Origin of the sequence: Sphingomonas sp. HMP9 (assembly GCF_013374115.1) — a bacterium.
In the GTDB taxonomy this organism is placed as follows: Bacteria; Pseudomonadota; Alphaproteobacteria; order Sphingomonadales; family Sphingomonadaceae; genus Sphingomonas.
This window is the reverse complement of record NZ_AP022673.1, coordinates 3,375,496-3,400,360: the sequence shown is the minus strand read 5'-3', so window position 1 is coordinate 3,400,360 and position 24,865 is coordinate 3,375,496. Positions and strand designations below refer to the sequence as shown.

Annotated in this window: 17 protein-coding genes; 6 read left to right on the top strand and 11 right to left on the bottom strand. The window is 68.5% G+C overall.

Annotation, left to right across the window (positions count from 1 at the left end; all coding sequences use genetic code 11):
* Positions 1-16 precede the first annotated feature (16 nt).
* On the bottom strand, positions 17-1,405 hold the full coding sequence (locus HMP09_RS15365; RefSeq protein WP_176501082.1) for a TIGR03013 family XrtA/PEP-CTERM system glycosyltransferase: 1,389 nt from the start codon (positions 1,403-1,405) through the stop codon (positions 17-19).
* Between the two features lie 224 nt (positions 1,406-1,629).
* Here HMP09_RS15365 and HMP09_RS15360 point away from each other — a divergent pair, with 224 nt between their 5' ends.
* Positions 1,630-2,643, top strand: a complete 1,014-nt coding sequence (locus HMP09_RS15360; RefSeq protein WP_232090889.1) for a mannose-1-phosphate guanylyltransferase — start codon at positions 1,630-1,632, stop codon at positions 2,641-2,643.
* Between the two features lie 59 nt (positions 2,644-2,702).
* On the opposite strand, the gene HMP09_RS18570 is transcribed toward HMP09_RS15360, so the two are convergent.
* On the bottom strand, positions 2,703-2,828 hold the full coding sequence (locus HMP09_RS18570) for a hypothetical protein (RefSeq protein WP_269473569.1): 126 nt from the start codon (positions 2,826-2,828) through the stop codon (positions 2,703-2,705).
* 278 nt (positions 2,829-3,106) lie between these two features.
* Between HMP09_RS18570 and HMP09_RS15355 the strand changes: the two genes are divergently transcribed.
* Positions 3,107-4,921 carry a DUF885 domain-containing protein gene (locus HMP09_RS15355; RefSeq protein ID WP_176501813.1) on the top strand — a complete coding sequence of 605 codons (1,815 nt, stop codon included), beginning with the start codon at positions 3,107-3,109 and terminating at the stop codon, positions 4,919-4,921.
* A 157-nt stretch (positions 4,922-5,078) separates the two neighbouring features.
* On the opposite strand, the gene HMP09_RS15350 is transcribed toward HMP09_RS15355, so the two are convergent.
* The 8 genes from HMP09_RS15350 to HMP09_RS15315 form a co-directional block, all read right to left on the bottom strand.
* Entirely contained in the window at positions 5,079-7,382 is a 2,304-nt protein-coding gene (locus tag HMP09_RS15350; RefSeq protein WP_176501080.1) for a glycoside hydrolase family 3 C-terminal domain-containing protein, read from the bottom strand.
* A gap of 88 nt (positions 7,383-7,470) precedes the next feature.
* Positions 7,471-11,010 carry a hydantoinase B/oxoprolinase family protein gene (locus HMP09_RS15345; RefSeq protein ID WP_176501079.1) on the bottom strand — a complete coding sequence of 1,180 codons (3,540 nt, stop codon included), beginning with the start codon at positions 11,008-11,010 and terminating at the stop codon, positions 7,471-7,473.
* A gap of 7 nt (positions 11,011-11,017) precedes the next feature.
* Positions 11,018-12,079, bottom strand: coding sequence for a PLP-dependent cysteine synthase family protein (locus tag HMP09_RS15340; RefSeq protein WP_176501078.1), 1,062 nt, complete (start codon positions 12,077-12,079; stop codon positions 11,018-11,020).
* The gene (locus tag HMP09_RS15335; RefSeq protein WP_176501077.1) at positions 12,079-14,100 is read right to left on the bottom strand and encodes a M3 family metallopeptidase; all 2,022 of its coding nucleotides are present in this window, start codon (positions 14,098-14,100) and stop codon (positions 12,079-12,081) included. The genes HMP09_RS15340 and HMP09_RS15335 overlap by 1 nt, the downstream gene beginning before the upstream one ends.
* Before the next feature lie 10 nt (positions 14,101-14,110).
* Entirely contained in the window at positions 14,111-15,517 is a 1,407-nt protein-coding gene (locus HMP09_RS15330) for an L-serine ammonia-lyase (protein WP_176501076.1), read from the bottom strand.
* 55 nt (positions 15,518-15,572) lie between these two features.
* A complete protein-coding gene (gene nudC, locus HMP09_RS15325; protein WP_176501812.1) occupies positions 15,573-16,451 on the bottom strand; it encodes an NAD(+) diphosphatase in 879 nt (292 codons plus the stop codon).
* A gap of 5 nt (positions 16,452-16,456) precedes the next feature.
* Entirely contained in the window at positions 16,457-17,809 is a 1,353-nt protein-coding gene (locus HMP09_RS15320; RefSeq protein ID WP_176501075.1) for a serine hydrolase domain-containing protein, read from the bottom strand.
* Complete coding sequence (locus HMP09_RS15315; protein WP_176501811.1) at positions 17,806-18,837, bottom strand: A/G-specific adenine glycosylase; 1,032 nt, start codon at positions 18,835-18,837, stop codon at positions 17,806-17,808. Before HMP09_RS15315 ends, HMP09_RS15320 begins: the two co-directional genes overlap by 4 nt.
* A 59-nt stretch (positions 18,838-18,896) precedes the next feature.
* On the opposite strand from HMP09_RS15315, the gene HMP09_RS15310 reads away from it, so the two are divergent.
* The 4 genes from HMP09_RS15310 (at position 18,897) to HMP09_RS15295 (ending at position 24,524) form a co-directional block, all read left to right on the top strand.
* Positions 18,897-19,451 carry a DUF721 domain-containing protein gene (locus tag HMP09_RS15310; RefSeq protein WP_176501074.1) on the top strand — a complete coding sequence of 185 codons (555 nt, stop codon included), beginning with the start codon at positions 18,897-18,899 and terminating at the stop codon, positions 19,449-19,451.
* A complete protein-coding gene (locus HMP09_RS15305; protein ID WP_176501073.1) occupies positions 19,451-20,116 on the top strand; it encodes a thioredoxin domain-containing protein in 666 nt (221 codons plus the stop codon). Before HMP09_RS15310 ends, HMP09_RS15305 begins: the two co-directional genes overlap by 1 nt.
* 26 nt (positions 20,117-20,142) lie before the next feature.
* Positions 20,143-20,883: a thioredoxin domain-containing protein gene (locus HMP09_RS15300; protein WP_176501072.1), complete on the top strand. Its 741-nt coding sequence runs from the start codon at positions 20,143-20,145 to the stop codon at positions 20,881-20,883.
* A gap of 254 nt (positions 20,884-21,137) precedes the next feature.
* Positions 21,138-24,524 (top strand): chromosome segregation SMC family protein, encoded by a 3,387-nt coding sequence (locus HMP09_RS15295; RefSeq protein ID WP_176501071.1) that lies wholly within the window; start codon positions 21,138-21,140, stop codon positions 24,522-24,524.
* A 30-nt stretch (positions 24,525-24,554) separates the two neighbouring features.
* Here the strand turns inward: HMP09_RS15295 and HMP09_RS15290 are convergent, their stop codons facing one another.
* The gene (locus HMP09_RS15290) at positions 24,555-24,836 is read right to left on the bottom strand and encodes a hypothetical protein (RefSeq protein ID WP_176501070.1); all 282 of its coding nucleotides are present in this window, start codon (positions 24,834-24,836) and stop codon (positions 24,555-24,557) included.
* Between the last annotated feature and the right edge of the window lie 29 nt (positions 24,837-24,865).

Below are 24,865 nucleotides of genomic sequence, written 5' to 3'. Positions count from 1 at the left end.
CGAAGCCCGGCGAGAATCACCGCGCGCCCGCCGGCCACAGCACCACGCGCAACGTCTGCAACAGGATCAGCATGTCGAGGAACGGCGAATAATTCTTCGCATAGTACAGGTCGTATTCGAGCTTGTGCCGCGCATCCTCGATCGAGGCGCCATACGGATAGTTGATCTGTGCCCAGCCGGTGATCCCGGGCTTCACCATGTGCCGCTCGGCGTAGAACGGCAGATGCTCCTCGAGCTGCTGGACGAACTGGGGACGTTCGGGACGGGGGCCGACGAAGCTCATCTCGCCCTTCAGCACGGTCCAGGTCTGCGGCAGTTCGTCGATCCGCACCTTGCGGATGAAGCGACCGATCCGGGTGATCCGCGGATCGTCCTCCGCGGCCCATACCGCCGTGCCCGCAACCTCCGCATCCTGCCGCATCGATCGCAGTTTCAGGATGTCGAAGCCCTCGTTGTAGAGCCCGACACGCCGCTGGCGATAGAAAGCCGGGCCCTTCGATTCGAGCTTGATCGCGATCGCGGTGAGCAAAATGATCGGCAGCGTCACGACCAGCAGCAGCCCGCTGGCGACGATGTCGAACGCCCGCTTGAACACGCTCGACAGCATCCGGCTGGAGGCGAAGCCGTCGGAGAAGATCAGCCAGGACGGATTGACGCTCTTCAGGTCGATGCGCCCCGTCTCGCGCTCCAGGAAGCTCGATATCTCGCTGACCTGCACGCCGGTGGTGCGGACGCGCAGCAGATCCTTCATCGGCAGCGCGTTGCGACGTTCGTCGAGCGCCAGCACGACCTCGCTCGCATTCTGGTCGACGATATGCGCGGCGAGATTGGGGATGTCGGCGCGCGGCATCGCGCCTTGGACGACCGGGTCCGCCTCCGCCATCCGGACGAAGCCCGCGACGACGAAGTTCACGCCGGGTTGCGCAGCCAGCGTCTCGATCCGCGCGGCGCGCGTGCCGGCGCCGAGCACGACGATGCGCCGCTTGAACGTCTCGCCCCCCAGCGTCTTGCCGAGCAGCGCGCGCACCGTGACGAGCAGGATGGTCGCGATCACCGTCGCGTACAGCAGGTTCGATCGCCACAGCGCGAGCGGGGGGACGAGGAAGAAGATCAGCGACAGGAACATCACGCCCAGCGACAGCGCGACTGCCAGCCGCGCGGCGGCGAAGCGCAACGACAGGAACGACGCGACGCCATACGCCCCGACCGCGACCAGCGAGACCTGCAATGCGAGCGCGAACGTCAGCAACTGCGCGATCCGGGTATGGATCGGCCCGACGTCCATGCCGATCTGATGCGCGCGGACGATCCAGCCGATCTCCGCCGACGCGATCAGCAGCACCGCATCGACGAGGCCGAGCAGGAGGACCGCATAGGGTACGTAATGCTTGAAGAGCCGTATCATCGTCCGCTATCCCGACGCACCAGTGTAAACGCTTCCGACACCTGAACGCTTCGTTTCGCAGTAAAACACCAAAAAAGCCTGAACATGGCATGCCAATCCGATCATTCGGCAATTGGCGCGCAAAATTGCCGCGTTATAGCTCGGCGCTAGCAGGAGGCTTCATGACCGCACGTACGATCGTTCCCGTTATTCTTTCAGGCGGTTCGGGCACGCGCCTGTGGCCGATGTCGCGCCCTGAAATGCCCAAGCAGATGCTCGCGCTCACCGCTGACGAGACGATGCTGCAGCTTACCGCGGGACGGGCGTCCGGCGAACGCTTTGCCGCGCCGATCGTGGTCGCCAATGCGCGCCATGCGGACCTGGTCGAGCAGCAGCTTGCCGAAGCCGGCGCGACGCCTCAGGCGCTGATCCTCGAACCGACCGGTCGCAACACCGCACCGGCGATCGCGCTCGCTGCGATCGCCGCCGGTGGTGGTGGCGACGCCCTGCTCGTCATGCCGTCGGATCACGTCATCGGTGATGTCGCTGCATTCCATGCGGCGATCGAGGCGGCGATGCCACTGGTGTTGCAGGGGTGGCTCGTCACGTTCGGGATCGCGCCCGATGCCCCCGAGACCGGCTATGGCTGGATCCAGATCGGCGACGAGCTGCAACCCGGCATCAACCGCGTGGCACGGTTCGTCGAGAAGCCCCCGCTCGACAAGGCGCAGTCGATGCTGGCGAGCGGCGATCATGCTTGGAACGGCGGGATCTTCCTGTTCCTCGCCGACGCCTATCTCGAGGCGCTCGCACAGTTCGATCCGGGCATCCTGACCGCCACGCAGGAGGCAATGGACAAGGCACGGATCGAGGGCACGCGAATCTATCCCGACGCCGTCGCCTTCGCTGCCTCGCCAGACGATTCGATCGATTATGCGGTCATGGAAAAGGCGGATCGAGTCGCGGTCGTGCCGGTCGACATGGGCTGGAACGACGTCGGCAGCTGGGACGCGCTGCACGCGATCAGCGATACCGACAGCGACGGCAACGCGCATCGCAGCCACGGTGACGGCAATGTGCTGGCGATCGACACGAAGAACTGTTTCGTCCGCAGCGACGGCGTCCGTGTCTCGCTGGTCGGGGTCGAGGATCTGATCGTGGTGGCGAGCGGCGACGACGTGCTAATCATGCCACGCGGTCGCAGCCAGGAAGTGAAGAAGCTGATCGAAGCAATGAAAAACGCCGCAGCGGGGCGCTGAACTCGGGGCGCTGAGATCGGGCAAAAGAATCGGTCCGGCTGCGCGCCGGACCGGTCGGACTAGGGTTTCCTGCGGTTCTTGGGCACCTGCGACAGGCGAGTCAGCAAAGTCGGGATGTCTTCGGTTATCATCGTGTCGGTGGGCGTCAGCCAGGACGAGCGCAGAGTCTCGCCGACATCGTGCAATCGTGCGCCGGCTCCTCGCCTGGATGTTTCGTTTCGCACGCTTACCTCAATTTACGCATACACCCGACGGCATCCTTCGGGGGGTAAGGACACCGCCGGGCTCTCGGGTCTAACCGACGGTATGGGCGCTTGTTCCGGCGGTTTCGCGACGGTTTCGCCACATCGGCCCGTTCCGCGCCGGTTCCTGTCGCAGACGCGCCGGAATTCCAAGTCCGGAAGCGCTGGCGATCCGCGCGACGATCGGCTTAGATATGCGAAAGTTCACGGGAGAATTCGTCTTGGATCGTCGCCAGTTCCTCGCATCGGGGGGCGTCGCCGCGCTCGCCACCACGCTGTTGCCGAAGTCGGCGTTCGCACAGTCGCGCGGCGACACCGCGCTCAACGCCGATTTCGAGCGGATCTTCCAGGCGAGCGTGGCCCGATCGCCCGAACTCGCGACCTCGCTTGGCCTGGACAAGGGGCTGCTCGCGGGACTGAAGAGCCAGCTTTCGCCGCGCACCCCCGACAAGCGCGCTAGGGACGTCGCAGATACGAAGGCGGCGCTCGCGACCCTGGCCCGCTATGACGGCGCGGGCCTGTCACCCGCTGCGGCGCTCAATCTCGAAGTGGTGCGCTATTCGCTGACCACGCAGATCGCCGCGCCCGAAAAATTCGGCATGGACAGCCCGATCCGCCCCTACCGGATCTTCCAGCAGGGCGGCGCCTATTTCCAGGTCCCCGACTTCCTCAATACCGCGCACACGATCACCGCGACGCCCGATGCCGAAGCGTATCTGTCGCGGCTCGACCAGTTCGGCACCGTGCTCGACCAGGAAAGCGCGATGCAGCAGGCCGACGCCGCACGCGGCCTGCTCGCGCCGGGCTGGTCGCTCGACCTGACGCTCGGCCAGATGCGCAAGCTGCGGGGCCAGCCGGCGGCGACGTCGAGCATCGTCCAGTCGCTCGTCAAGCGTGCCGCCGCCAAGGGCCTCACCGGCGACTGGCAGGCGCGCGCGACGGCGATCGTCGACCAGAAGGTCTATCCCGCGCTCGACCGCCAGATCGCGCTGATGGAGAAGCTGAAGCCGACGACCAAGCCCGGCGACGGCATCTGGCGCGTGCCGAACGGCGACGCGATCTATGCGATGGCGCTGAACCAGGCCACCACGACGACGATGAGCCCCGACGAGGTCCATCGCATCGGTCTTGCGCAGGTCGCCGAGATCACCGCGCAGCTCGACACGATCCTGAAGTCGCAGGGCTATACGACCGGCACCGTCGGCGAGCGGCTCGCCAAGCTGAACGTCATGCCCGACCAGCTCTATGCGAACACCGCAGCGGGTCGGACCGAGCTGATCGCCGGGCTGAACGACGGCATCAAGGCGATGTACGCCAAGCTGCCCCAGGCGTTTTCGCAAGTTCCCACGCAGCCGCTCGAGATTCGGGCGGTGCCCGTCGAGATCGAGGACGGTGCGGCCAACGGCTATTATAACCGCGCGTCGCTCGATGGCAGCCGCCCGGCGATCTACTTCGTCAACCTGAAGGACGTCGGCGACTGGCCCAAATACACGCTGCCGTCGCTCACCTATCACGAGGGCGTGCCCGGGCATCACCTCCAGATCAGCCTCGCGCAGGAATCGAAGGACATTCCTACTCTCCGGAAAATCGGGTTCTTCTCAGCCTATTCGGAAGGCTGGGCGCTGTATGCGGAGCAGCTGGCCGACGAGCTGGGCGCGTATGCGTCGCCGCTGGAACGCGCCGGCTATCTCCAGTCGTTCCTGTTCCGCGCGACCCGACTGGTGGTCGACACCGGCATCCATGCGAAGCGGTGGAGCCGCGAGAAGGCGACCGACTATATGGTCGCGACGACCGGCTTCGCACGGCCCCGGACGCTGCGCGAGGTGGAGCGCTACTGTACGCAGGCCGGGCAGGCCTGCAGCTACAAGGTCGGCCACATGGCGTGGACGCGCACGCGCGTGAAGGCGAAGGCCGCGCTCGGCGACCGGTTCGACCTGAAGCAGTTCCACGACATCCTGAAGGAGGGCGCGATGCCGCTCACGATCCTCGAACGCCGCGTGGACGAGCGGATCGCCGCGATAAAGACGCGAGGGTGAACGCGCGGGGATAAATTGAGCACGCCAATCCTCCCCCGCCAGGGGGAGGTGGCACCGAAGGTGACGGAGGGGGCGGACACGCAACGCCGGTCGCCCTTCCCTCCCCCTCCGTCTGGCTAGCGCCAGCCACCTCCCCCTGGCGGGCGAGGATCAGTGGTTACTTGCCCGTACGATCCAGCGTCTGCGCGGCGATCCGCACCTTTACCGTCTGCACGACATCCGCCGCCGACGTCGCCAGCATCACGCTGTACTCGCCGGCTGCGATACGCCACCCGCCGCTCGCCACGTCGAACGTCGCGAGCAGGCGCGGATCGATCGTGACCGATACGGTCTGCTCCGTGCCCGGTGCGAGGTCGACCTTGCGGAACGCGCCCAGTCGCTTCGGCGCTTCCCAGCCCGCGCCCGACACATAGACCTGCGCGACCGCCTTTCCTTGCACGGCGCCGGTGTTCTTGACCGCGAACCCGGCCTTGATGCCCTTCCCCTCCGCGGCGGCGGTCAGCCCGCTCATCGCGAAGCTGGTGTAGGAAAGGCCGTGGCCGAACGGGAACAGCGGCTTGGCGCCGGTCTTGTCGAACCATTTATAGCCGACCGCCGCACCCTCGATGTCGTAATTGCCCATCGGGTGCGAATCGCGGTCGAGCTTGGGGTCGCCCTCCAGCACGGGCCGCGGCGTCTGCGCGAGCGATGCGGGGAAGGTGGCGGGCAGATGCCCCGACGGATTGACCTCGCCGGTCAGCACGCGCGCGATCGCCTCGCCGCCCGCCGTGCCGGGATACCACGCCTCCAGCACCGCGCCGACCTTGCCCAGCCACGGCATGACCACCGGGCCGCCGGTCTCGAGGACCACGACGGTCTTCTTGTTGGCGCGCGCGACCGCATCGATCAGCGCGTTCTGGCCATCGGGCAGGTTGAGATCGGGCGCGTCGATCGACTCGCCGGTCCACTGCTCGCCGAACACGACGACGACGTCCGCCGCCCGCGCCGCTGCCGCCGCCGCCTTCACGTCCTTGCCGTCGAGATAGGTCACGCTCGCGCCGGTCCGCGCCTGCAACGCCTTCATCGGCGAGGAGGCGTGATAGGTCTTGGGGCCGGGGAAGCCGCTCGGGAATTCGTCGGGCACGACGAGGCCGTTGGTCGGCGCGTTGTGCGAATAGACCTGTGACGAGCCGCCACCCGACAGCACGCCGAGATCGGCATGCGCGCCGATCAGCAGGATCGACTTCGCGGTCTTGGCGATCGGCAACAGCCCGGCGGTGGTCTTGAGCAGGACGATGCCCTCCTCGGCATCCGCGCGCGTGACGGCGGCGTGCGCGCTATAGTCGATCTTGGTCGCCTGATCGCCGGTCACGACCGTGTCGAACGCGCCGACCGAGACCATGCCCCACAGCACGCGCCGCGCCATGTCGGTCGCACGCGCTTCGCTGACGTGGCCGTTATTGACCGCCTCGCGCAGCGCATCGGCGAAATAGGCCGAGCGATCGAACGCCCAGCCCGATTGCTGGTCGAGCCCGGCATTGGCCGCCTCGCTGGTCGAATGCGTCGCGCCCCAATCGGACATGACATAGCCCTTGAAGCCCCAGTCGCGCTTCAGGACTGTATTGAGCAGCCAATCATTCTCGCACGCATAATGGCCGTTCACGCGGTTGTACGAACACATCACCGAGCCGGGCTGACCCACCTCGTTGGCAATCTCGAACGCGAGCAGATCGGACTGGCGCGCGTCCTGTTCGCCGATCCGGTGATCCATCGTGAAGCGGTTCGTCTCCTGCCCGTTGAAGGCGTAATGCTTCATCGTCGACACGACGTGCTGCGACTGGATGCCCTTGATCTCGTGGCCGGTGATGACGCCCGCCAGCAACGGATCCTCACCGCCATATTCGAAATTGCGTCCGTTGCGCGGCTCACGCGTCAGGTTCATCCCGCCGGCGAGCTGCACGTTGAACCCCGACAGGAACGCCTCCCGGCCGATCATAGCGCCGCCTGCCTGCGCGAGCGCAGGGTTCCAGGTCGCCGCGGTCGCGATCCCCGACGGCAGCGAAGTGCGCAGGCGCGGCGTCGGTCCGCGCTGGCTGGCGACGCCGACGCCGGCATCGGTCTGCCACTGGTTGGGGATGCCGAGCCGCGGGATGCCCGGCACGATCCCGGCGGATGCGGGCAGCCCGTCCTTGGGATAAACCCAGTTCTTGATCGGCGTCTTCAGCCAGTCGGCGTTGGTCGCGAAATAGCCGAAGGTGAGCTGCAACTTCTCGTCGAGCGTCATCGCCTGTAGCAGCAACTCGACGCGGGCGTCCGCGCTGAGCGCAGTATTCATCCACGGCCGCGCCTTCGGCGCCTCGGTGCGCGCCGCCGCAGCACCGGGGGCGTTGTTGGTGGTCTGCGCCAGCGCGGGCGCCGCGATCGCCAGCACCGATCCCGCAAGCAATCGGACGAACAGGGCACGGGAACGGGATACGGTCATGAGCTGACTTTCAGGCTGATCGAAGGCGTGCCGTGTGTGCCGCGTTCGTCGCGGTACCGCAACCACCCGTCGCACGGCGCGTGCACGATCACCCCTGACCGAAGCCACCCCCGCCGGGCGTCTCGATCACGAACACGTCGCCGACCTGCATGTCGACCCTGGCGGTGGACCCAAGCCGTTCGACGCTGCCGGCCCCGCGCTCGATGATTGCGGATCCCAGGCCGCCGCGTTTGCCACCGGCCATCCCGAACGGCGGCACGCGGCGGCGGTTGGCTAGGATGCAGGCGGTCATCGCCTCGAGGAACCGAACACGCCGCGTGCCGCCGTCGCCGCCGCGGTGCGCGCCTGCCCCGCCCGAGCCGCGGCGGATCGAGAATTCTTCCAGCAGCACGGGGAAGCGCGTCTCGAAGATCTCCGGGTCGGTCAGCCGGCTGTTGGTCATGTGCGTCTGGATCACCGCCGCGCCGTCGAAGCCGGGGCCCGCGCCTGCGCCACCAGCGATCGTTTCGTAATATTGGTGCACGGCGTTGCCGAAGGTGAAGTTGTTCATCGTCCCCTGGCTCGCCGCCATCGCGCCGAGCGCGCCGAACAGCGTGTCGGTGACGACCTGGCTGGTCTCGACATTGCCCGCGACGACCGCGGCCGGATAGCGCGGGTTGAGCATCGAGCCTGCGGGCACGCGGATCGTCACGCCGCGCAGGCAGCCGTCGTTGAGCGGCACCGCCTCGTCGATCAGCGCGCGCACGACGTAGAGAACCGCCGCGCGGACGATTGAGACGGGGGCGTTGAAGTTGGTCGGGCGCTGGTCGCTGGTGCCGGCGAAATCGACCTCCATCGTTGCGGCCGCGCGATCGACGCGGACGGCCACGCGGACGACGGCGCCGTCATCCATCTCATAGGCGAACGCGCCATCGTCGAGCGTCGCGATCAGGCGACGGACCGCGGCGTCGGCATTGGCCTGGACGTGCTCCATGTATGCCGCGACGACGTCGGTGCCGTATTCGTCGGCAAGCCGCACGAGCCCTGTCGCGCCGCGTGTGCAGGCGGCGAGCTGGGCGGACAGATCGGCGATGTTCTGGTCGATGTTTCGTGCCGGATAAGCGCCCGACGCGAACACCGCGCGCAGTTCGGTTTCGAGGAAGCGCCCTTCGTCGACCACCAGCACGTCGTCGAGCAGCACGCCCTCCTCCTCGACCGACCGACTCTCGGGCGGCATCGATCCGGGGGTCGTGCCGCCGACGTCTGCGTGATGGCCGCGGGCCGCGACGAAGAAGGCGGGGGCTTCGGCGTCATCGGCGAAGACCGGCATGATGACGGTGATGTCGGGCAAATGCGTACCGCCGCGATAGGGCGCATTGAGCGCATAGGCGTCGCCGCGCCGGATACCGCGCCCGTCTGCGCCGCCGCCGCGGGCGTCGATGATCGTGCGAATGCTCTCGCCCATCGAGCCCAGATGGACCGGGATGTGCGGCGCGTTGGCGACGAGGTTGCCGTGCGCGTCGAACAGCGCGCAACTGAAGTCGAGCCGCTCGCGGATGTTGACGGAGGCGGCCGAGCGCTGGAGCGCGGCGCCCATCTCCTCGGCGATGCTCATGAACAGCCCGGCGAAGATCGCGAGCCGGACGGGATCGGACTCGGTGCCGATGCTCGCGCCGACGCGCGGCGCGATCCGGTCGAGGATGAGGTTGCCGATCGGATCGACGCGCGCGCGCCAGCCGGGCTCGACAATCGTGGTCGAGACGCTGTCGAGGATCAGCGCGGGGCCGTCGACGCCGTGGCCGACGGGGAGGCCTTCGCGCGCCAGCACCGGCGTGTCGTGCCACGCGCCGGCCATGTAGACGGGCGCGGTCGCCAGAGGCGCGGCGGGTGCGTCCGGGAACGCGACGAGTGCGGCTTCGATCGGCGGGCTCTCGGCGATCGCTTCCGCGACGATCCGGTCGGCGATCAGCGGCGCCTCGCTGGCGAACCCGAACTGCGCGACGTGCGCAGCGTCGAACGCGGCGGTCATCGCAGCCGGGTCGTCGAGATCGCGCTCGATCGTGTGATCGGTCTGGCCGCGGCGCAGATGCACGCGTCGCTCGATCCGAACGTCATTCGCCGGAACGCCCTGCGCCACGAGTGCGTCGCGCGCCGCATCTGCAAGACCATCCAGCGCCTGCGTGATCGCGGCATAGTCCGCAAACGCCGCCCCCGACGTCGCCTCGCGCAGGACGCGGCGGTCGGCCAGCCCCATGCCGTATGCCGACAGCACGCCGGCGAGCGGGTGGATCATCACTCGGTCCATCGCCAGCGCATCGGCAACCAAGCACGCATGCTGACCCCCGGCCCCGCCGAAGCACGCCAGCGTATAGCGCGTCACGTCATGCCCACGCGCGACTGAGATCGTCCGGATCGCATTCGCCATGTTCGCCACCGCGACCGCGACGAACCCTTCGGCCGCGACCTGAGGATCGAGCGGCAACTCAGCAAACCGCGCGGCGACCGCCTCAGCATCGAGCGGGGCATCGCCTGTCGGTCCGAACAGTGCCGGGAAGAACTCGGGCCGCACTTTGCCCAGCATCACGTTGCAGTCGGTCACCGTCAGCGGCCCGCCGCGGCGATAGCAGGCCGGCCCCGGCACCGCGCCCGCGCTCTCCGGGCCGACGATCAGCCGCTCTCCATCATATCGGCAGATCGAGCCGCCACCCGCCGCGACGGTGTGGATCCGCAGCATCGGCGCGCGAATGCGGGTGCCCGCGATCAGCGTCTCGGTGTCGCGCTCATAGGTGCCGGCGTAGTGCGACACGTCGGTCGAGGTGCCGCCCATGTCGAAGCCGATGACGTGCGCGAACCCGGCCTCGCGCGCGGTCGCGGCCATGCCGACGATGCCGCCCGCGGGACCCGACAGGATCGCGTCCTTGCCGCGAAAGCCCGCGCCGTCGACCAGCCCGCCCGACGACTGCATGAACAGCGCACCCTGCCCCAGCGCAGCGCTGAGCCCCGCGACATAGCGATCGACGACCGGCGACAGATACGCGTCGACGACGGTCGTATCGCCGCGCCCGATCAGTTTGATCAGCGGCGCGACACGGTGGCTGACCGAAATTTGCGTGAAGCCGATCTCGGCGGCGATCTCCGCCAGCGCCTCTTCGTGCGCGGTGAAGCGGTACCCGTGCATCAGGACGATCGCGACCGCGCGAAGCCCGCTATCGAACGCCACCTGCAATTCCGCTCGGGCCGCACCGACGTCGAGCGGACGGAGCACGTCGCCCGCCGCCCCGACCCGCTCGTCGATCTCGACGACGTGCGCGAACAACGGCGGCGGGCGATTCACGTCGCGCGCAAAAATGTCCGCGCGTTCCTGGTGCCCGATCAGCAGCGCGTCGCCGAACCCTCGGGTGATTGCGAGGCACGTCAGCTCGCCCTTGCGCTCCAGCAGCGCGTTGGTCGCAACGGTCGTGCCGATGCGCAGCTCGAGCGGCACGTCGGCGCCTTCGGTCAGCCGCCGGATCGCCTCGACCGCCGCGTCGTCATAGCGCTCGGGATCTTCCGACAGCAGCTTGGCGGTGACGATCCGCCCATCGGGTCGGCGCGCGACGACATCGGTGAACGTGCCGCCGCGATCGATCCAGAACTGCCATGCGGTCATCGGTCAATCAGCCCAGAAAATGCGTCATCCGCGCCGCCGCGTCGGTCCACGCGACGTTGCGCTCGTCGAGCCACGCGTCGTGATAATAGGTGCAGCCATAGCGCTCGCCACCGTCGCACAGCAACGTGACGATGCTCCCCGTCTGCCCTGCCGCAGCCATCTCCTCGATCAACTGCGCGCAGGCCCCGAGGTTGGTGCCGGTCGAACCACCGACGCGCCGCCCGAGCCGGTCGGACAGCGCGCGCATCGCGCCGATGCTGTCGGCATCCTCGACCGCGATCATCCGGTCGATGACCGAAGGCAGGAAGCTCGGCTCGACGCGCGGCCGGCCGATCCCCTCGATCCGCGACGCGCACCCCTCAGGCAGCGCGACCACGGCGCGATCCTCGAAATGGCGGTGGAACACCGAATGCACCGGGTCCGCGACGCACAACCGCGTTTCGTGCCGGCAATAGCGGAGGAAGCGGCCGATCGTCGCCGACGTGCCGCCGGTCCCCGCACCGCAGACGATCCAGGACGGGCACGGATGCTCCTCCTCGGCCATCTGCGCGAAGATGCTCTCGGCGATGTTGTTGTTGCCGCGCCAGTCGGTCGCACGCTCGGCATAGGTGAACTGGTCGAGATAATGCCCGCCGGTCTCCGCCGCGAGGCCGTGCGACACCGCGTAGACGGTGCGCGGATCGTCGACCATGTGGATCTCGCCGCCGTGAAAGCGGATCGCGTCGAGCTTTGGGGCGGCGGTCGTCGCGGGCACCACGGCGATGAAGCGCAGCCCCAGCATCTTGGCGAAATACGCCTCCGACACCGCGGTCGAGCCCGACGAGGATTCGATCACCGTCGTCTCCGGCCCGATCCATTCGTTGCACAGCGCATACAGGAACAGCGACCGCGCGAGCCGGTGCTTGAGGCTGCCGGTCGGGTGCGAACTCTCGTCCTTCAGATACAGGACGATGTCGGGATAGCGCGGCAAATCGACGCGGATCAGGTGCGTGTCGGCGGACCGGTTATAGTCCGCCTCGATCCGCCGCACCGCCTCCGACAGCCAGCGCCGATCGACCCGCTTCGGCATTACTGGAGCCCGTGCCGGATCAGCATCGCGGTCGGCTCCGGATCGCGACCCCGGAACGCGCGGAAGCTCTCCGCCGCGGGTCGCGTCGCGCCGCGCGCGAGCACCTCCTCGCGGAACCGGTCGCCGGTCTTGCGGTCGACCAACCCCGCCTCGGCAAACGCCCCGAACCCGTCCGCGGCGAGCAGTTCGGCGTAGAGATAGCTGTAATAGCCCGACGCATAGCCGCCGGCGAAAATGTGGCTGAACGCGTGCGGGAAGCGGTGCCAGGCGGGCGGGCGGATCACCGCCACCTCGTCGCGCACCGCCTCGATCACCTCGATCGGGTCGCTGCCCATCGTGCCGAGGTGCAGCAACAGATCAAACAGCGCGAACTCGACCTGGCGCAGGATGAACATCCCCGCCTGGAAATGCCGCGCCTTGACCATCCGCTCGAACAGGTCGGCAGGGAGCGTCTCGCCGGTCTTGTAATGCCCCGACATGCCGGTGAGGACGCCCTGATCCCAGGCGAAATCCTCCATCAGCTGGCTCGGCAGCTCGATCGCATCCCATTCGAAGCCGTTGGTCCCGGCGATGCTCGGGCGGTTCACCTTGGTGAAGAGCAGATGGATGCAGTGGCCGGTCTCGTGCAGCAGCGTCGTCACGTCGTTGTGGCTCAGCAGCGACGGCGTCTCGCCACCATCCGGCGCGAAGTTGCAGACCATATAGGCGACCGGCACCGTCACGGTGTTGCCGTCGTGCAGCCTGGGCCGCGCTTGCGCCATCCACGCGCCACCGCGCTTGCCGGTGCGTGCGTGGAGATCGAGGTACAGCCCGGCGAAGACCGTCCCACTCTCGTCGACCACGTCGAAGAACCGCGCATCGTCGTGATAGAGCGAGACGTCGTCGCGCTCGACGAGGCGGATGCCGAACAGCCGCTCCATCAGCGTCTGCCAGCCCGCCATCACGCGCTCGACCGGGAAATACGCCTTCACCACCTGCGCATCGACCGCGTAGCGATCCTGCCGCAACCGGTTCGAGACGAAGCCCGCATCCCAGGGCTCGAAATCGGCGATCTCGAGATGCTCGGCCGCGAACGCCTTCAGCTCGGCGAGATCGCGCTCGGCGGCGGGCTTGGCGCGGTGGGCGAGATCGCGGAGGAAGGCGATCACCTCGGCGCCATTGGGGGCCATCTTCGTCTCCAGCGACCAGGCGACCGGGTCGGCAAACCCGAGCAGCGTGGCGCTTTCGTGCCGCAGTTCGAGGATCCGCGCGATCCGCGCGCTGTTGTCGAACTCGCCGGCGTTGGGGCCCTGATCGGACGCGCGCGTCGCGAACGCGCGGTACATGCGGGCGCGGAGATCACGGTTCTCGGCGAAGGTCAGCACCGCGTTGACGCTCGGCTGTTGCAGCGTGACCAGCCAGCCCGCCTGCCCCTTCGCCTTGGCGGCATCCGCGAACATCGCCTTGTCCGCGTCCGAGATGCCGGCGAGATCGGCCTCGTCGGTGACCAGCTCGGACCAGGCATCGGTCGCATCGAGCACCGCGCTGCCGAATTCGTTCGACAGGCCCGACAGCTCGACCGAAATCTCGCTGAACCGATCGCGTGCCTCGGGTTCCAGCGCCACGCCAGACAGCGTGAAATCGCGGATCGCCTGCTCGACCGCGACCCGGTCTTCGGTCGGCAGGTCGGCGAATTCGGGCGACACGCTGAGCGCGACGAACACCTCGTACAGGTCGCGGTTCTGGCCGACCTTCATGTCGTTCTCGACGAGCCGCTTCTGCCCCTCCGAATACGCCGCGCGCAGTTCGGGCGTGTCCGCCACGCCGTGCAGGTGGGACACCGCCGACCAGATCGCGCCGATCTCGGTATTCGCGCGCTCATAGGGCAGCCAGGCGCCCGCGAAATCGGTCGGCCGCGCAGTCGTCAGCGCCTCGACCATCGCCTCGTGCCGCGCGATCGCCTCGTCGAGCGCGGGCGCGATCTGGTCGGGGGCGAGGTCGGCGAAGCGGGGCAGCGACAGCGTATCGAGAAGCGGGTTCATCAAAAATCCTTCAGCATTCGACGACGTTGACGGTCAGGCCCCCAAGCGACGTCTCCTTATATTGCGAGCGCATGTCCTCACCGGTCTGGCGCATCGTCTCGATCACCGCATCGAGGCTGACGATATGGCGACCGTCCCCCCGCAGCGCCAGATAGGCGGCGTTGATCGCCTTGATCGCGCCCATCGTGTTGCGCTCGATGCACGGGATCTGGACCAGCCCGCCGATCGGGTCGCAGGTAAGGCCGAGATTATGCTCCATGCCGATCTCCGCGGCATTCTCGATCTGTTCGTTGGTCCCGCCGAGCGCCGCGACCAGCGCGCCCGCCGCCATCGAACACGCGACGCCGACCTCGCCCTGACATCCCATTTCGGCGGCCGAGATCGACGCGCGTTTCTTGTAGAGAAATCCGATCGCCGCGGCGGTCAGCAGGAAGTCGTGTGCGCCCTTCGGCGTCGGGTCCTTGGTGAAGGTCTCGTAGAAGCGCAGCACCGCGGGCAGCACGCCCGCCGCGCCGTTGGTCGGCGCGGTCACGACGCGGCCGCCCGCGGCATTCTCCTCGTTCACCGCGAGCGCGTACAGGCTGACCCATTCGAACACCGCGGACGGATCGGCGGCGGTATCGCGCGCCTGCAACCCCTCGAACAACGCCTTCGCGCGGCGCGGGACCTTGAGCCCGCCGGGCAATATGCCGCCCTGCCGACACCCACGATCGATCGACGCGAACATCGCGGCGCGCACCGCGTCGAGGAACGCGTCGGTCTCGCTGTCCGGGCGCCACGCGATCTCGTTCTCGCGGACGATCTCGGCGATCGTCATCCCCGTAGCGTCGCCGGTCGCGAGCAGTTCCGCGCCCGACGAGAAGGGCCGCGGCAGGAGGATGTTCGCCTTGACCGGCCCCGACCCCGCCTCGACGATCGCACCGCCGCCGATCGAGAAATAGGTCCGCTCGACGCTGCGCCCGTCGCCGAACGACGCGGTGAAGGTCACCGCATTCGGATGCCCCGGCAGGAAGGTCTGCGCGTGGAACAGCAGATGCTGGCTTTCCTCGAAGCCGATCTCGATCCGGTCGGCGAGCATCAGCCGCCCGCTCGACCGGATCGCGGCGAGGCGCACCGGGATCAGGTCGGGATCGATCGTCTCGGGCTGCGCACCGCTGAGCCCCAGCATCACCGCGCTGTCAGTCGCATGCCCTCGCCCCGTCAGCGCCAGCGAACCAAAGAGGTCGACGCGCACCGCCACAGGCTTCTCGTCCGCGACCAGATCGGCGAACAGCCACGCCGCACGCATCGGCCCGACGGTATGCGAACTCGACGGCCCGATCCCGATCGTGAACAGGTCGAGGATAGAGATCGCCTGGTGGCAATCGGGGCGAGCACGAGTCTGCTCATCCGGGCGATCAAAGGTCAGCGGGGTCATGCGTCGCCGTTACGAGACTATACCCCGCGCCGTCCATCCGAAGCTGGCGCGTCGTCTACTCCCCCGCCCATGCCTTGAGCAGCGTGTACGCGATCGCGTAGGGCGGCGGCGCGACGAACGGCCCGTCCTCCCCGCGCAGCACCGCGCGCACCATCTCGCGCGGCACCCACATCGCATCCTCGAGTTCGTTCACGTCGAGCGTGATCGCGTCGTCCTCGGCCTCCGCGACGCAAGCCATCATCAGCGACGACGGGAACGGCCAGGGCTGGCTGGCGACATAGCGCACCTTGCCGACCCGCACGCCCGACTCCTCGAGGATCTCGCGCGCAACCGCCTCCTCGATCGATTCGGCGGGCTCGACGAAGCCGGCGAGCGCGGAATACCGCCCCGGCGGCCACCCCTTGCCCCGCCCGAGCAGCGCACGCCCGTCATGCTCGGCGATCATGATCACCACCGGATCGACGCGCGGGAAATGCTCGGTCGCACAGTTCGGGCATTTCCGCGCCCAACCGGCCCGGAACATCTCGGTCGGCGAACCGCATTTCGCGCAGAACCCGTGCCGGACGTGCCAGTCGATGACGCTGCGTGCGCCAGCATAGGTCGCCGCTTCACCCGGCGCGAGCGCGGCGAGCACTGCCATCAGCGCCGGCGACCGCATCGCGGGCGCAGTGTCGACACGCATCCCGTTCAGCAACGCCGCGAAGTGCGGCCGCCCGCTCTCGTCGAGGCCGAGCAGGATCGGCTCGGCATCCTCGGGCATGTCCGCCATCGACGTCCAGGCGAGATGCCCGTCATCGGTCGTGCCGGGGAGCAACCCGTCGAGCACGAGCAACCGCGCACGCCAGTCGCGCTGCGCCGCGGCGAGCCCCTCCGGATCGTGCCGTAGCGCATCCGACCGGTCGAGCGCCCCGCCCGTGAAACCGGGCGCTTCCATCACGCTCATCGGCGCAACCTCGCCGCATCCTGCATCAATGCCGAGACTACCTGCTCCCGCAGCGGAATCCGATCCGCCGGGAAGTAGTTGACCATCACATTGCCGCGCGAATGCTTGACCGGATCGACCCAGGCGATAGTCCCCGCCTCACCGCCCCAGGCATAGGTGCCCTTGCCCGGTCCGTTCGGGGTGGTGGCGAGCACCACCGACCCGCCCGCGCCAAAGCCCATGTTGCTGCCCTTCGTGCCCCCCGTGCCGCCACCGACCCCGCCGAACACGACGCCTGTCGGCAACAGGTTCGACGTCGCCAGCGCAATCGTCTCGGGCTTCATCACGCGCACGCCGTCGAGCGTGCCGCCGTCCTGGATCATGTGCAGGAACCGGTCGTAATCGCGCGCCGACATCACCAGCCCCGCGCCGCCATACGGAAAGCTCGGCTTCTGCAGGAACACCGACGTCGCGGCGGGATCGAGCGGCGTCCGCGTGTCGCCGACGAACGCGTAGTTCGTCGCCAGGCGCCCGACCTCGCTCTGCGGCACCTGCCAGAAGCTCGACCGCATCTTGAGCGGATCGAACAGCCGCGTCTGCACGAACCGCTCGAAGCTCATGCCGCTCGCCACCTCGATCACGCGCCCCATCACGTCGAGCCCGATCGAATAGCTCCACTTGGTCCCCGGTTCCGCGATCAGCGGGAGCGTCGCGACGCGGTTCGCGAAGTCTTCGAGCGACTTAGGCCGCACGGGCCGCATCTTCTCTTCCATCGCCGCGCTGACCGACAGCGGCAGGATCCCGAGCCGCTCATACTCTTTGAGCAGCGGCCCCTTGGTGACGATCGTGTAGCCGAGCCCGGCGGTATGCGTCAGCAGGTTGCGGATCGTGATCGGCCGCGTCGCGGGGCGCGTGGCGAGCGACGTGTCGGGGCTCGTCGCCACCTTCATGTCCTTGAACGCCGGGATGTATTTGCTGACCGGATCGTCGAGGTTGAGCTTGCCGTCCTCGATCAGCATCATCGCCGACATGCCGGTGATCGGCTTGCTCATCGAATAGACGCGCCACAGCGAATCGGGGCCGGCGGCGGGCGCGTTTGGATCGTCGCTGATCTTGCCCGCGGACGGGAACAGCGTCGGACCGTCGCCAGCCCCGAACGCCCCAACGATCCCCGGCATCTTGTTCTGCGCGACATAGCCGTCGAACAGCGTGGACGTAGCGGGCAGCAGCGCGTTAACCGGGATCGTCATCCGCGGCGTCGGACGGACCTGTGGAGAAGGCTGCGGGCGGGGCTGCGCCTGCTGGGCATAGGCCGTGGCCGCGGCCAGTGCGGCTAGGCCGCCCGTCGAAATCCAGTGCACCAATTTCATGCAGCTCTCCGTATGGCCCAGTTTCGTATGACTTTACCGGCTTTAGCGAAAACGGTTGGAAGCCCGGCGGTATCCAGGTCGTCGATCGGCCACCATTCGCTTGCCGGTGGAACGCGGGGTTGATGCGCCTCGACCGTCGCCACCGCAAGCGTCAGTTGCAGATCGAAATGGGTAAATCCGTGCGCGACCGTCGCGTCCAGCATCCGCCACTCCGCCTGCGCCGGCGCATCCTCGAACCCGGGTGGGCCGTCGCCCCAAGGCCCGGTCGGAAACGCGCGCATCCCGCCGAGCAGCCCCGTATCCGGCCGCCGCACCAGCAGCACCTGCCCATCGCGTTCCAGCCAGAAGATCGTGCCGAAACGCTGCGGCTTGGCCGCCTTCTTCGCCTTGACCGGCAACCGCTCGGGTGCGCCCTGCCTGAACCCCTCGCAAAACTCACGGATCGGGCAGAGCAGGCATTTCGGACTGCGCGTCGTGCAGGTCCCCGAGCCCAGATCCATCATCGCCTGCGCGAAATCGCCCGCCCGCGCGTCGGGCGTGATCGAGTCCGCCGCCACCCGAATCGCCGGCCGCGCCGCCGGCAAAGGCGTCTCGATCGCGAACAGCCGCGCGACGACGCGCTCGACATTCGCATCGACCACCACCGCGCGCTCGCCAAACGCGATCGCCGCCACCGCCGCCGCGGTATAGGCGCCGAGGCCGGGCAACTCTCGCAGCTCAGCCTCGGTCCGCGGAAAAACGCCGCCATGCTCGGCGACCACCGCCTTCGCCGCCTTCACCAGGTTGCGGGCCCGCGCATAATAGCCGAGCCCCGCCCACGCGGCCATCACATCGGCATCGTCCGCCGCCGCGAGACTCGCGAAATCCGGCCACCGCGCCGTCCACGCCAGGAACCGCGGCGTCACCGCGGCGACCGTCGTCTGCTGCAACATCACCTCGGACAGCCACACCCGGTACGGATCGACCGCTTCACCGGGCTTCGCGCGCCACGGCAGGTCGCGGCGATGCGCATCATACCAGTCGAGCAGGGCCGTCGAGACCGAAGAGCGCTTGGCGTTCACGCGTCGCCTATGGCATGGGATTGCGGATGAGCAAGCCGCCCGTTTCCCTGCCCAAAGCTGCGACGCCCAAGCGCCGCGTGAAGGGCAAGACCGATCCCGACGCCCCGCGCGAGAACCGCTCGCGCGCGGTCGCCGAGCTGCTGCCCGCGATCGGCGGCGCGGCGTTCCGGCGATTCGGCTTCGTCCAGTCGTCGATCGTCAGCCGCTGGCCCGAGATCGTCGGCGCGAAGCTCGCGGGCGCCAGCATCCCCGAATCGATCCGCTTCCCGCTCGGCAAGAAGCAGGACGGCGTCCTCACGCTCACCGTCCGCGGCGCACACGCGCCGATGATGCAGCACATCGCGCCCGAGATCATCGAGCGCGTGAACCGCTTCTTCGGCTACGCGGCGATCGTGAAAGTCGCGATCCGCCAGGGTGAAGTCGCGCCCCCCGCCCCCCGCCGCGCCCCGCCTTCGATCCGCCCGGTTCCCGTCGATCTCGGTGCGAGCCTGAAGGGCATCGCCGATCCGGAACTGCGCGCCGTCCTCGAATCCCTCGCCGCCGGAGTCGCCTCGACGCACGGCCTTCCCAGGATCAACTGATGCGCGTCTTCCTTGCCGTCTTCGCCCTCTTCCTCCTGACCGGTGCCGCGCCGAAACGCGACTGGTCGCAGACCGCGCGCATCCTCCCGTCGGGCGCCTACCTGATCGGCAACCCCGCCGCGCGCGTGAAGCTGGTCGAATATGCCAGCTACACCTGCTCGCACTGCGCCGACTTCTCGGTGAAGTCCGAACCCGTGCTCAAGCGCCAGATGATCGCGTCGGGCTCGACCAGCCTCGAAGTCCGCAGCTTCATCCGCGACCGGCTCGACCTGGCGGCGGCGATCCTCGCGCGCTGCACCGGACCCAAGGGCTTCTCCGCTACCTCGTCCGCGATCTTCGCCGCGCAGCCGCAATGGCTGGAGCGCGGGATCGAGTATCAGCAGGGCAACGCCGCACGGCTCGCCATGTACCCGGCCGCCGCGCAGGTCCGCGCCAACGCCGACGGCTCCGGCCTGACCGCGTTCGTTAAAGCACGCGGGCTCTCGGATGCGGCGATAAACGCCTGCTTCGCCAACCAGCCCGAGATCGACCGGATCGTCAAACTGACCGCCGACGCACCCAAGGAGATCGACTCCACGCCGACCTTCTACCTCAACGGCAAGATGGTTCCGCACGTCGGCTGGGACCAGCTCGAACCCGCGCTGCGCAAGGCCGGCGCCCGCTAATTTACCCGATCCACTGGAGTATTCCGATGAAGTTGCTGACCACGCTCGCCGTCCTGCCGCTCGCGCTCGCCGCCTGCTCGAAGAATGATTCCACCGGCAACGTCGATGCGCCTGCCGCCGCGCCCGTCGCCGCCGCCGCCGCACCCGCCGGCCAGAACTGGACCGAGACGGTCGTGAAGACCCCCGAGGGCTATCTGATGGGCAATCCGAACGCTGCCATCAAGCTGGTCGAATACGGCGCGCGCTCATGCCCGACCTGCGGTGCGTTCGCCCGCGAGGCGTACAGGCCGCTGACCGAGAAATATGTCGCGACCGGGAAAGTCAGCTTCGAATTCCGCGACTTCCTCGTCCACGGTGCGCCCGACGTCGCGCTGACGCTGCTCGGCCAGTGCGGCGGCGTCGCGCCGTTCTTCCCGATCCTCGAGCAGATGTACGGCAACCAGATCGCGTTCCTCGACAAGCTCCAGGTGATGACGCCCGCGCAGCAGCAGGAACTCGCCAACCAGCCGCCGACGGTCGTCGCGACCAAGCTCGCCGAACAGATGGGCGCGATCGATTTCGTCAAGCAGCGCGGCATCCCCGAAGCCAAGGCGCGCGCTTGCCTCGCCGACCAGAAGCAGCTCGAAGTGATGGCCAAGCCGACCGAAAACGCCATGCAGGCAGGGACCGTGACGGGCACGCCGACGTTCCTGCTGAACGACAAGAAGCTCGACCAGGTCGTGAGCTGGGATCAGATGGAGAAGGCGCTGAAGGCGGCGGGGGCGTAAGCTAACCCTCGCGCGACGCCCCACCCCGGCGAAGGCCGGGGCCCAATTGGGGGACGGTGCTGACGTGCGTTGCGCGTCGTTACTGCGACCTCTCCAACTGGGCCCCGGCCTCCGCCGGGGTGGTGGACGTTTGGGCAGATGTCATCTCTTCCCTGTTCTCCCGCGAAGGCGGGAGCCTAGTCTGGGTCCCCGCCTTCGCGGGGACACAAGGACGGTTCGGCATAAAATCATAACCGTCGGGGGGAGGCGCAAAAATGCAGATCAAGCGCCTCCGCATCACCGGCTTCAAGAGCTTCGTCGACCCCGCCGATCTCCGCATCGAACCCGGCCTGACCGGCGTCGTCGGCCCCAACGGCTGCGGCAAGTCCAACCTCCTCGAAGCGCTGCGCTGGACGATGGGCGAGGCCAGCGCGAAATCGCTGCGCGGCGCCGGCATGGACGACGTCATCTTCGCCGGCACCGCGACCCGCCCGCCGCGCGATTTCGCCGAAGTCTCGATCCTCGCCGAAATAGCCGGTGACGAACGCGAGATCGTCCGCCGGATCGAGCGCGGCGCCGGCTCCGCCTACCGGATCGACGGCCGCGACGTCCGCGCGAAGGACGTCGGCCTCCTGTTCGCCGACGCCGCCACCGGCGCGCATTCGCCCGCGCTCGTCAGCCAGGGGAAGATCGGCGCAGTCATCGCCGCCAAGCCCGCCGACCGTCGCGCGATGCTGGAGGAGGCCGCCGGGATCGCCGGGCTCCATGTCCGCCGCAAGGACGCCGAGGGCAAATTGCGCGCGACCGAAGCCAATCTCGCCAAGCTCGACGAGATCATCTCCGACCAGGATGCGCGCGCCGCCACGCTCAAACGCCAGGCCCGCGCCGCCGAACGCTACCGCCTCGTCTCCGCGCAGATCCGCATCGCCGAGGCCCGCACGCTGTTCGCCCGCTGGCGCGACGCCGCCACCGCATCCGATGCCGCCATGGCCGAAGCCACCGCCGCCGAAGCCCAGGTCCGCGCGGGCACGGACGCCGAACGCGCAGCCGCCGCCGATAAACTCCGGGCGATCGACGTCGTCTCCACCGCCCGCACCGCAGCCCTCGCCGCGCGCGACCTGGTCGGTGACCTCGCGCACCGCCTTGCCGCGCTCAGGACCGAAAAGACCAGCGTCGCGCGCCGGATCGCCGACCTGGCCGACATGCGCACGCGGATCGCCGACGACCGGGCCCGCGAAGGATCGCTCGCCAGCGATGCCGCCGCTGCGCTTGCCCGCCTCGCAGGCGAGGCCAAGGCCCTCGACACCGCGATCGCCGATGCCGCCGCAGCGATCCCCGATCTCGATACCGCACTCGCCGACACCGAACGGCGCGCGCGCGATGCGGAGGTCTCGCTCGCCCAGGCGCTCGCAACCCAGGCCCGCGACGCCGCCGAAGTCCGTGTCGCCAGTGCCGCCCTCGCCGCCGCGCGTACCCGCGCCGATCGCGCGGACCGGGACTCCGCGCAGATCGCCGCCGCCCTACGCGCCCTCGGTGACCCAGCGCCGCTCGCCGCGGAGCGCGAAACCGCCGCCGAAGCCCGACGCGCCGCGACAGCGGCTGCAGAGGCAGCCCGCCAAGCCATCGCCCGCGCTGACACAGACGAAGCCGCCGCGACCAGCGCGCGAGACGCCGCCGAAACCACACGCGCCACCGCCCGCGCCGACCTTGCCGCGATCGACAGCGAAATGGCGGCACTCACCAAGGCGACGCAGCGTAGCGGCCGCGACCGGTTGCTCGACCATGTCTCGGCCAGCGCAGGCTACGAACGCGCGCTGGCCGCGGCGCTCGGCGACGATCTCGACACCGGGCTCGACGCATGGGCAGGCGCCGCGTCCCGCGCCGGCGATCCCGAAGCGCCCGCCGACGCCGAACCGCTCTCGGGATATGTCGAGGCACCCGCCGCGCTCGCCCGCAGACTCGCGCAAGTGTTCGTCATCGAGACCGACGAAGGGCAACACCTCGCCGTCGGCCAGCGGATCGTCACTCGAGACGGCCGACTCCGCCGCTGGGACGGCTTCACCGCAACCGGTACCGGCGCGGCCGCCGCCGAACGCCTCGTCCGCCGCAACCGGCTCGTCGCGCTGCAAGCCACCCGCCCCGCTGCGGCCAAAACGCTGGACGACGCCGAACACACCCGCGCCACGATCGACGCGCGGATCGCCGAAGCCCGGAGCCAGTCGCAGGTCGCCCGCGCCGCCCTGCAACGCGGCGAGACTACCGCGCGCGACGCAACCCGCCAGGAAGACCGCGCCGCCGCCGCGCTCGAACGGCTTGCCACCCAGCGCGCAGACCTCGACGTCCGCGCGCACCGTATCGCCGACGACGTCGCCGACGCGCAGGCCGACCGCACCCGCGCCGAAGCCGCGATGGCCGCGGTCCCCGACGGCACCGCCAACGCGCGCCAGGTCGCCACGCTTCAATACGACGCCGAACGCAGTCGCGCCGCCGTCGCGCAGGCCCGCGCCGATCGCACCACACTCGACCGCAGCATCGCCACCTACCGCGAACGCCTGTCCGCCGCCCAAGCCGACACCCGAAGCTGGCGCGCGCGCGCCGGTGAAGCCGCCAAGCGCATCGCCGCCATGGACGCGCGGGAGACAGCGCTAAGCACCGACCTCGCCGCCATCGCCGATCGCCCCGCCGCCCTCGACGCAGACATCACCACGCTCGACGGCAAGCACCGAGAGGCTCGTGCAGCGGCCGACGCGCTCCTCGCCACCGAACAGAGTGCAGAAACCGCTGCCCGCGCCGCCGACGACGCACACCGCGCCGCCACCGAAGCCCTGTCCCAAGCGCGCGAAGCCCGCGCCGGCGCTGTCGCCCGCGTCGATAACCACGAGGCGCGCCGCCTCGATCTCGGTCGTCTTTCGGGTGAGCGCTTCCAATGCCCTGCGCCCGTGCTCCCCGAACGCCTCGGCTTCGCGGTCGCCGACGTCCGCGCGCCAGCCGAGGAGTCCGCCGCCCACGACCGCCTCACCACGGACCGCGAACGGATCGGCGCGGTCAACCTCGTCGCCGAAACCGAACTCGCCGAACTCGAAGACGCCTCCCGCGGCAACGCCGTCGAGCGCGACGAACTCGGCCAGGCAGTCAACCGCCTGCGCGGCTCGATAGGGACGCTCAACCGCGAAGGTCGCCAACGCCTGCTCGCCGCATTCGAGGCGGTGAACGGCCATTTCCAGCGCCTCTTCACCACGCTCTTCGACGGCGGCGCCGCGCACCTCGAACTCATAGATTCCGACGACCCGCTCGAGGCCGGACTGGAGATCATGGCGCAACCACCCGGCAAGCGGCTTCAGTCCCTCACGTTGCTGTCGGGTGGCGAACAGGCCCTGACGGCGGTCGCGCTGATCTTCGGCCTGTTCCTCACCAATCCCGCGCCGATCTGCGTCCTCGACGAGGTCGACGCACCGCTCGACGACGCCAATATCGAGCGCTTCTGCGATCTTCTCGATCGCATGGCGCGCGACACCGATACGCGCTACCTCGTCGTCACGCACAACGCCGTCACGATGAGCCGCATGCACCGCCTGTTCGGCGTGACGATGATCGAACGCGGTGTCAGTCGCCTGGTCTCGGTCGACCTCCAAGCCGCGACGGGTCTTATTGCAGCGGAATGACGCATGTCCAAACCGCGACTCGCGGACGGTTCACCGCCCTGGGCCGGGCCCTCGCTCCCCTGTTGTCGTCATCCTGAGCGCCTTGTGAAAGTCATCCGCTCCATCCGAATTGATCGCATCGAATTTCGCCCATTCGACCGCCGTGTTGCAGACACGCGTGGACATGATCGTCCCCGTAGGCATCAACTGCCGACAGGTCTTTTTTTCTTTCTTCACGTCGGTGCCAACATTGTCGAGGGCTTGCGCGCTCGCGGTCGACACCATCAGGAAAAGACAAACAGGAACGAACAGGAATCGGTTATTTTTCATCATACTATATCTCCCCGGTTCGAGCAGTCTAA

What these genes read in the sequence shown, in the direction of transcription:
- HMP09_RS15365 (WP_176501082.1), bottom strand. Translation starts at nt 1,405, where the DNA reads ATGATACGGCTCTTCAAGCATTACGTACCCTATGCGGTCCTCCTGCTC.
- HMP09_RS15360 (WP_232090889.1), top strand. Translation starts at nt 1,630, where the DNA reads ATGTCGCGCCCTGAAATGCCCAAGCAGATGCTCGCGCTCACCGCTGAC.
- HMP09_RS15350 (WP_176501080.1), bottom strand. Translation starts at nt 7,382, where the DNA reads ATGACCGTATCCCGTTCCCGTGCCCTGTTCGTCCGATTGCTTGCGGGA.
- HMP09_RS15345 (WP_176501079.1), bottom strand. Translation starts at nt 11,010, where the DNA reads ATGACCGCATGGCAGTTCTGGATCGATCGCGGCGGCACGTTCACCGAT.
- HMP09_RS15340 (WP_176501078.1), bottom strand. Translation starts at nt 12,079, where the DNA reads ATGCCGAAGCGGGTCGATCGGCGCTGGCTGTCGGAGGCGGTGCGGCGG.
- HMP09_RS15335 (WP_176501077.1), bottom strand. Translation starts at nt 14,100, where the DNA reads ATGAACCCGCTTCTCGATACGCTGTCGCTGCCCCGCTTCGCCGACCTC.
- HMP09_RS15330 (WP_176501076.1), bottom strand. Translation starts at nt 15,517, where the DNA reads ATGACCCCGCTGACCTTTGATCGCCCGGATGAGCAGACTCGTGCTCGC.
- nudC (WP_176501812.1), bottom strand. Translation starts at nt 16,451, where the DNA reads ATGGAAGCGCCCGGTTTCACGGGCGGGGCGCTCGACCGGTCGGATGCG.
- HMP09_RS15320 (WP_176501075.1), bottom strand. Translation starts at nt 17,809, where the DNA reads ATGAAATTGGTGCACTGGATTTCGACGGGCGGCCTAGCCGCACTGGCC.
- HMP09_RS15310 (WP_176501074.1), top strand. Translation starts at nt 18,897, where the DNA reads ATGAGCAAGCCGCCCGTTTCCCTGCCCAAAGCTGCGACGCCCAAGCGC.
- HMP09_RS15305 (WP_176501073.1), top strand. Translation starts at nt 19,451, where the DNA reads ATGCGCGTCTTCCTTGCCGTCTTCGCCCTCTTCCTCCTGACCGGTGCC.
- HMP09_RS15300 (WP_176501072.1), top strand. Translation starts at nt 20,143, where the DNA reads ATGAAGTTGCTGACCACGCTCGCCGTCCTGCCGCTCGCGCTCGCCGCC.
- HMP09_RS15295 (WP_176501071.1), top strand. Translation starts at nt 21,138, where the DNA reads ATGCAGATCAAGCGCCTCCGCATCACCGGCTTCAAGAGCTTCGTCGAC.
- HMP09_RS15290 (WP_176501070.1), bottom strand. Translation starts at nt 24,836, where the DNA reads ATGATGAAAAATAACCGATTCCTGTTCGTTCCTGTTTGTCTTTTCCTG.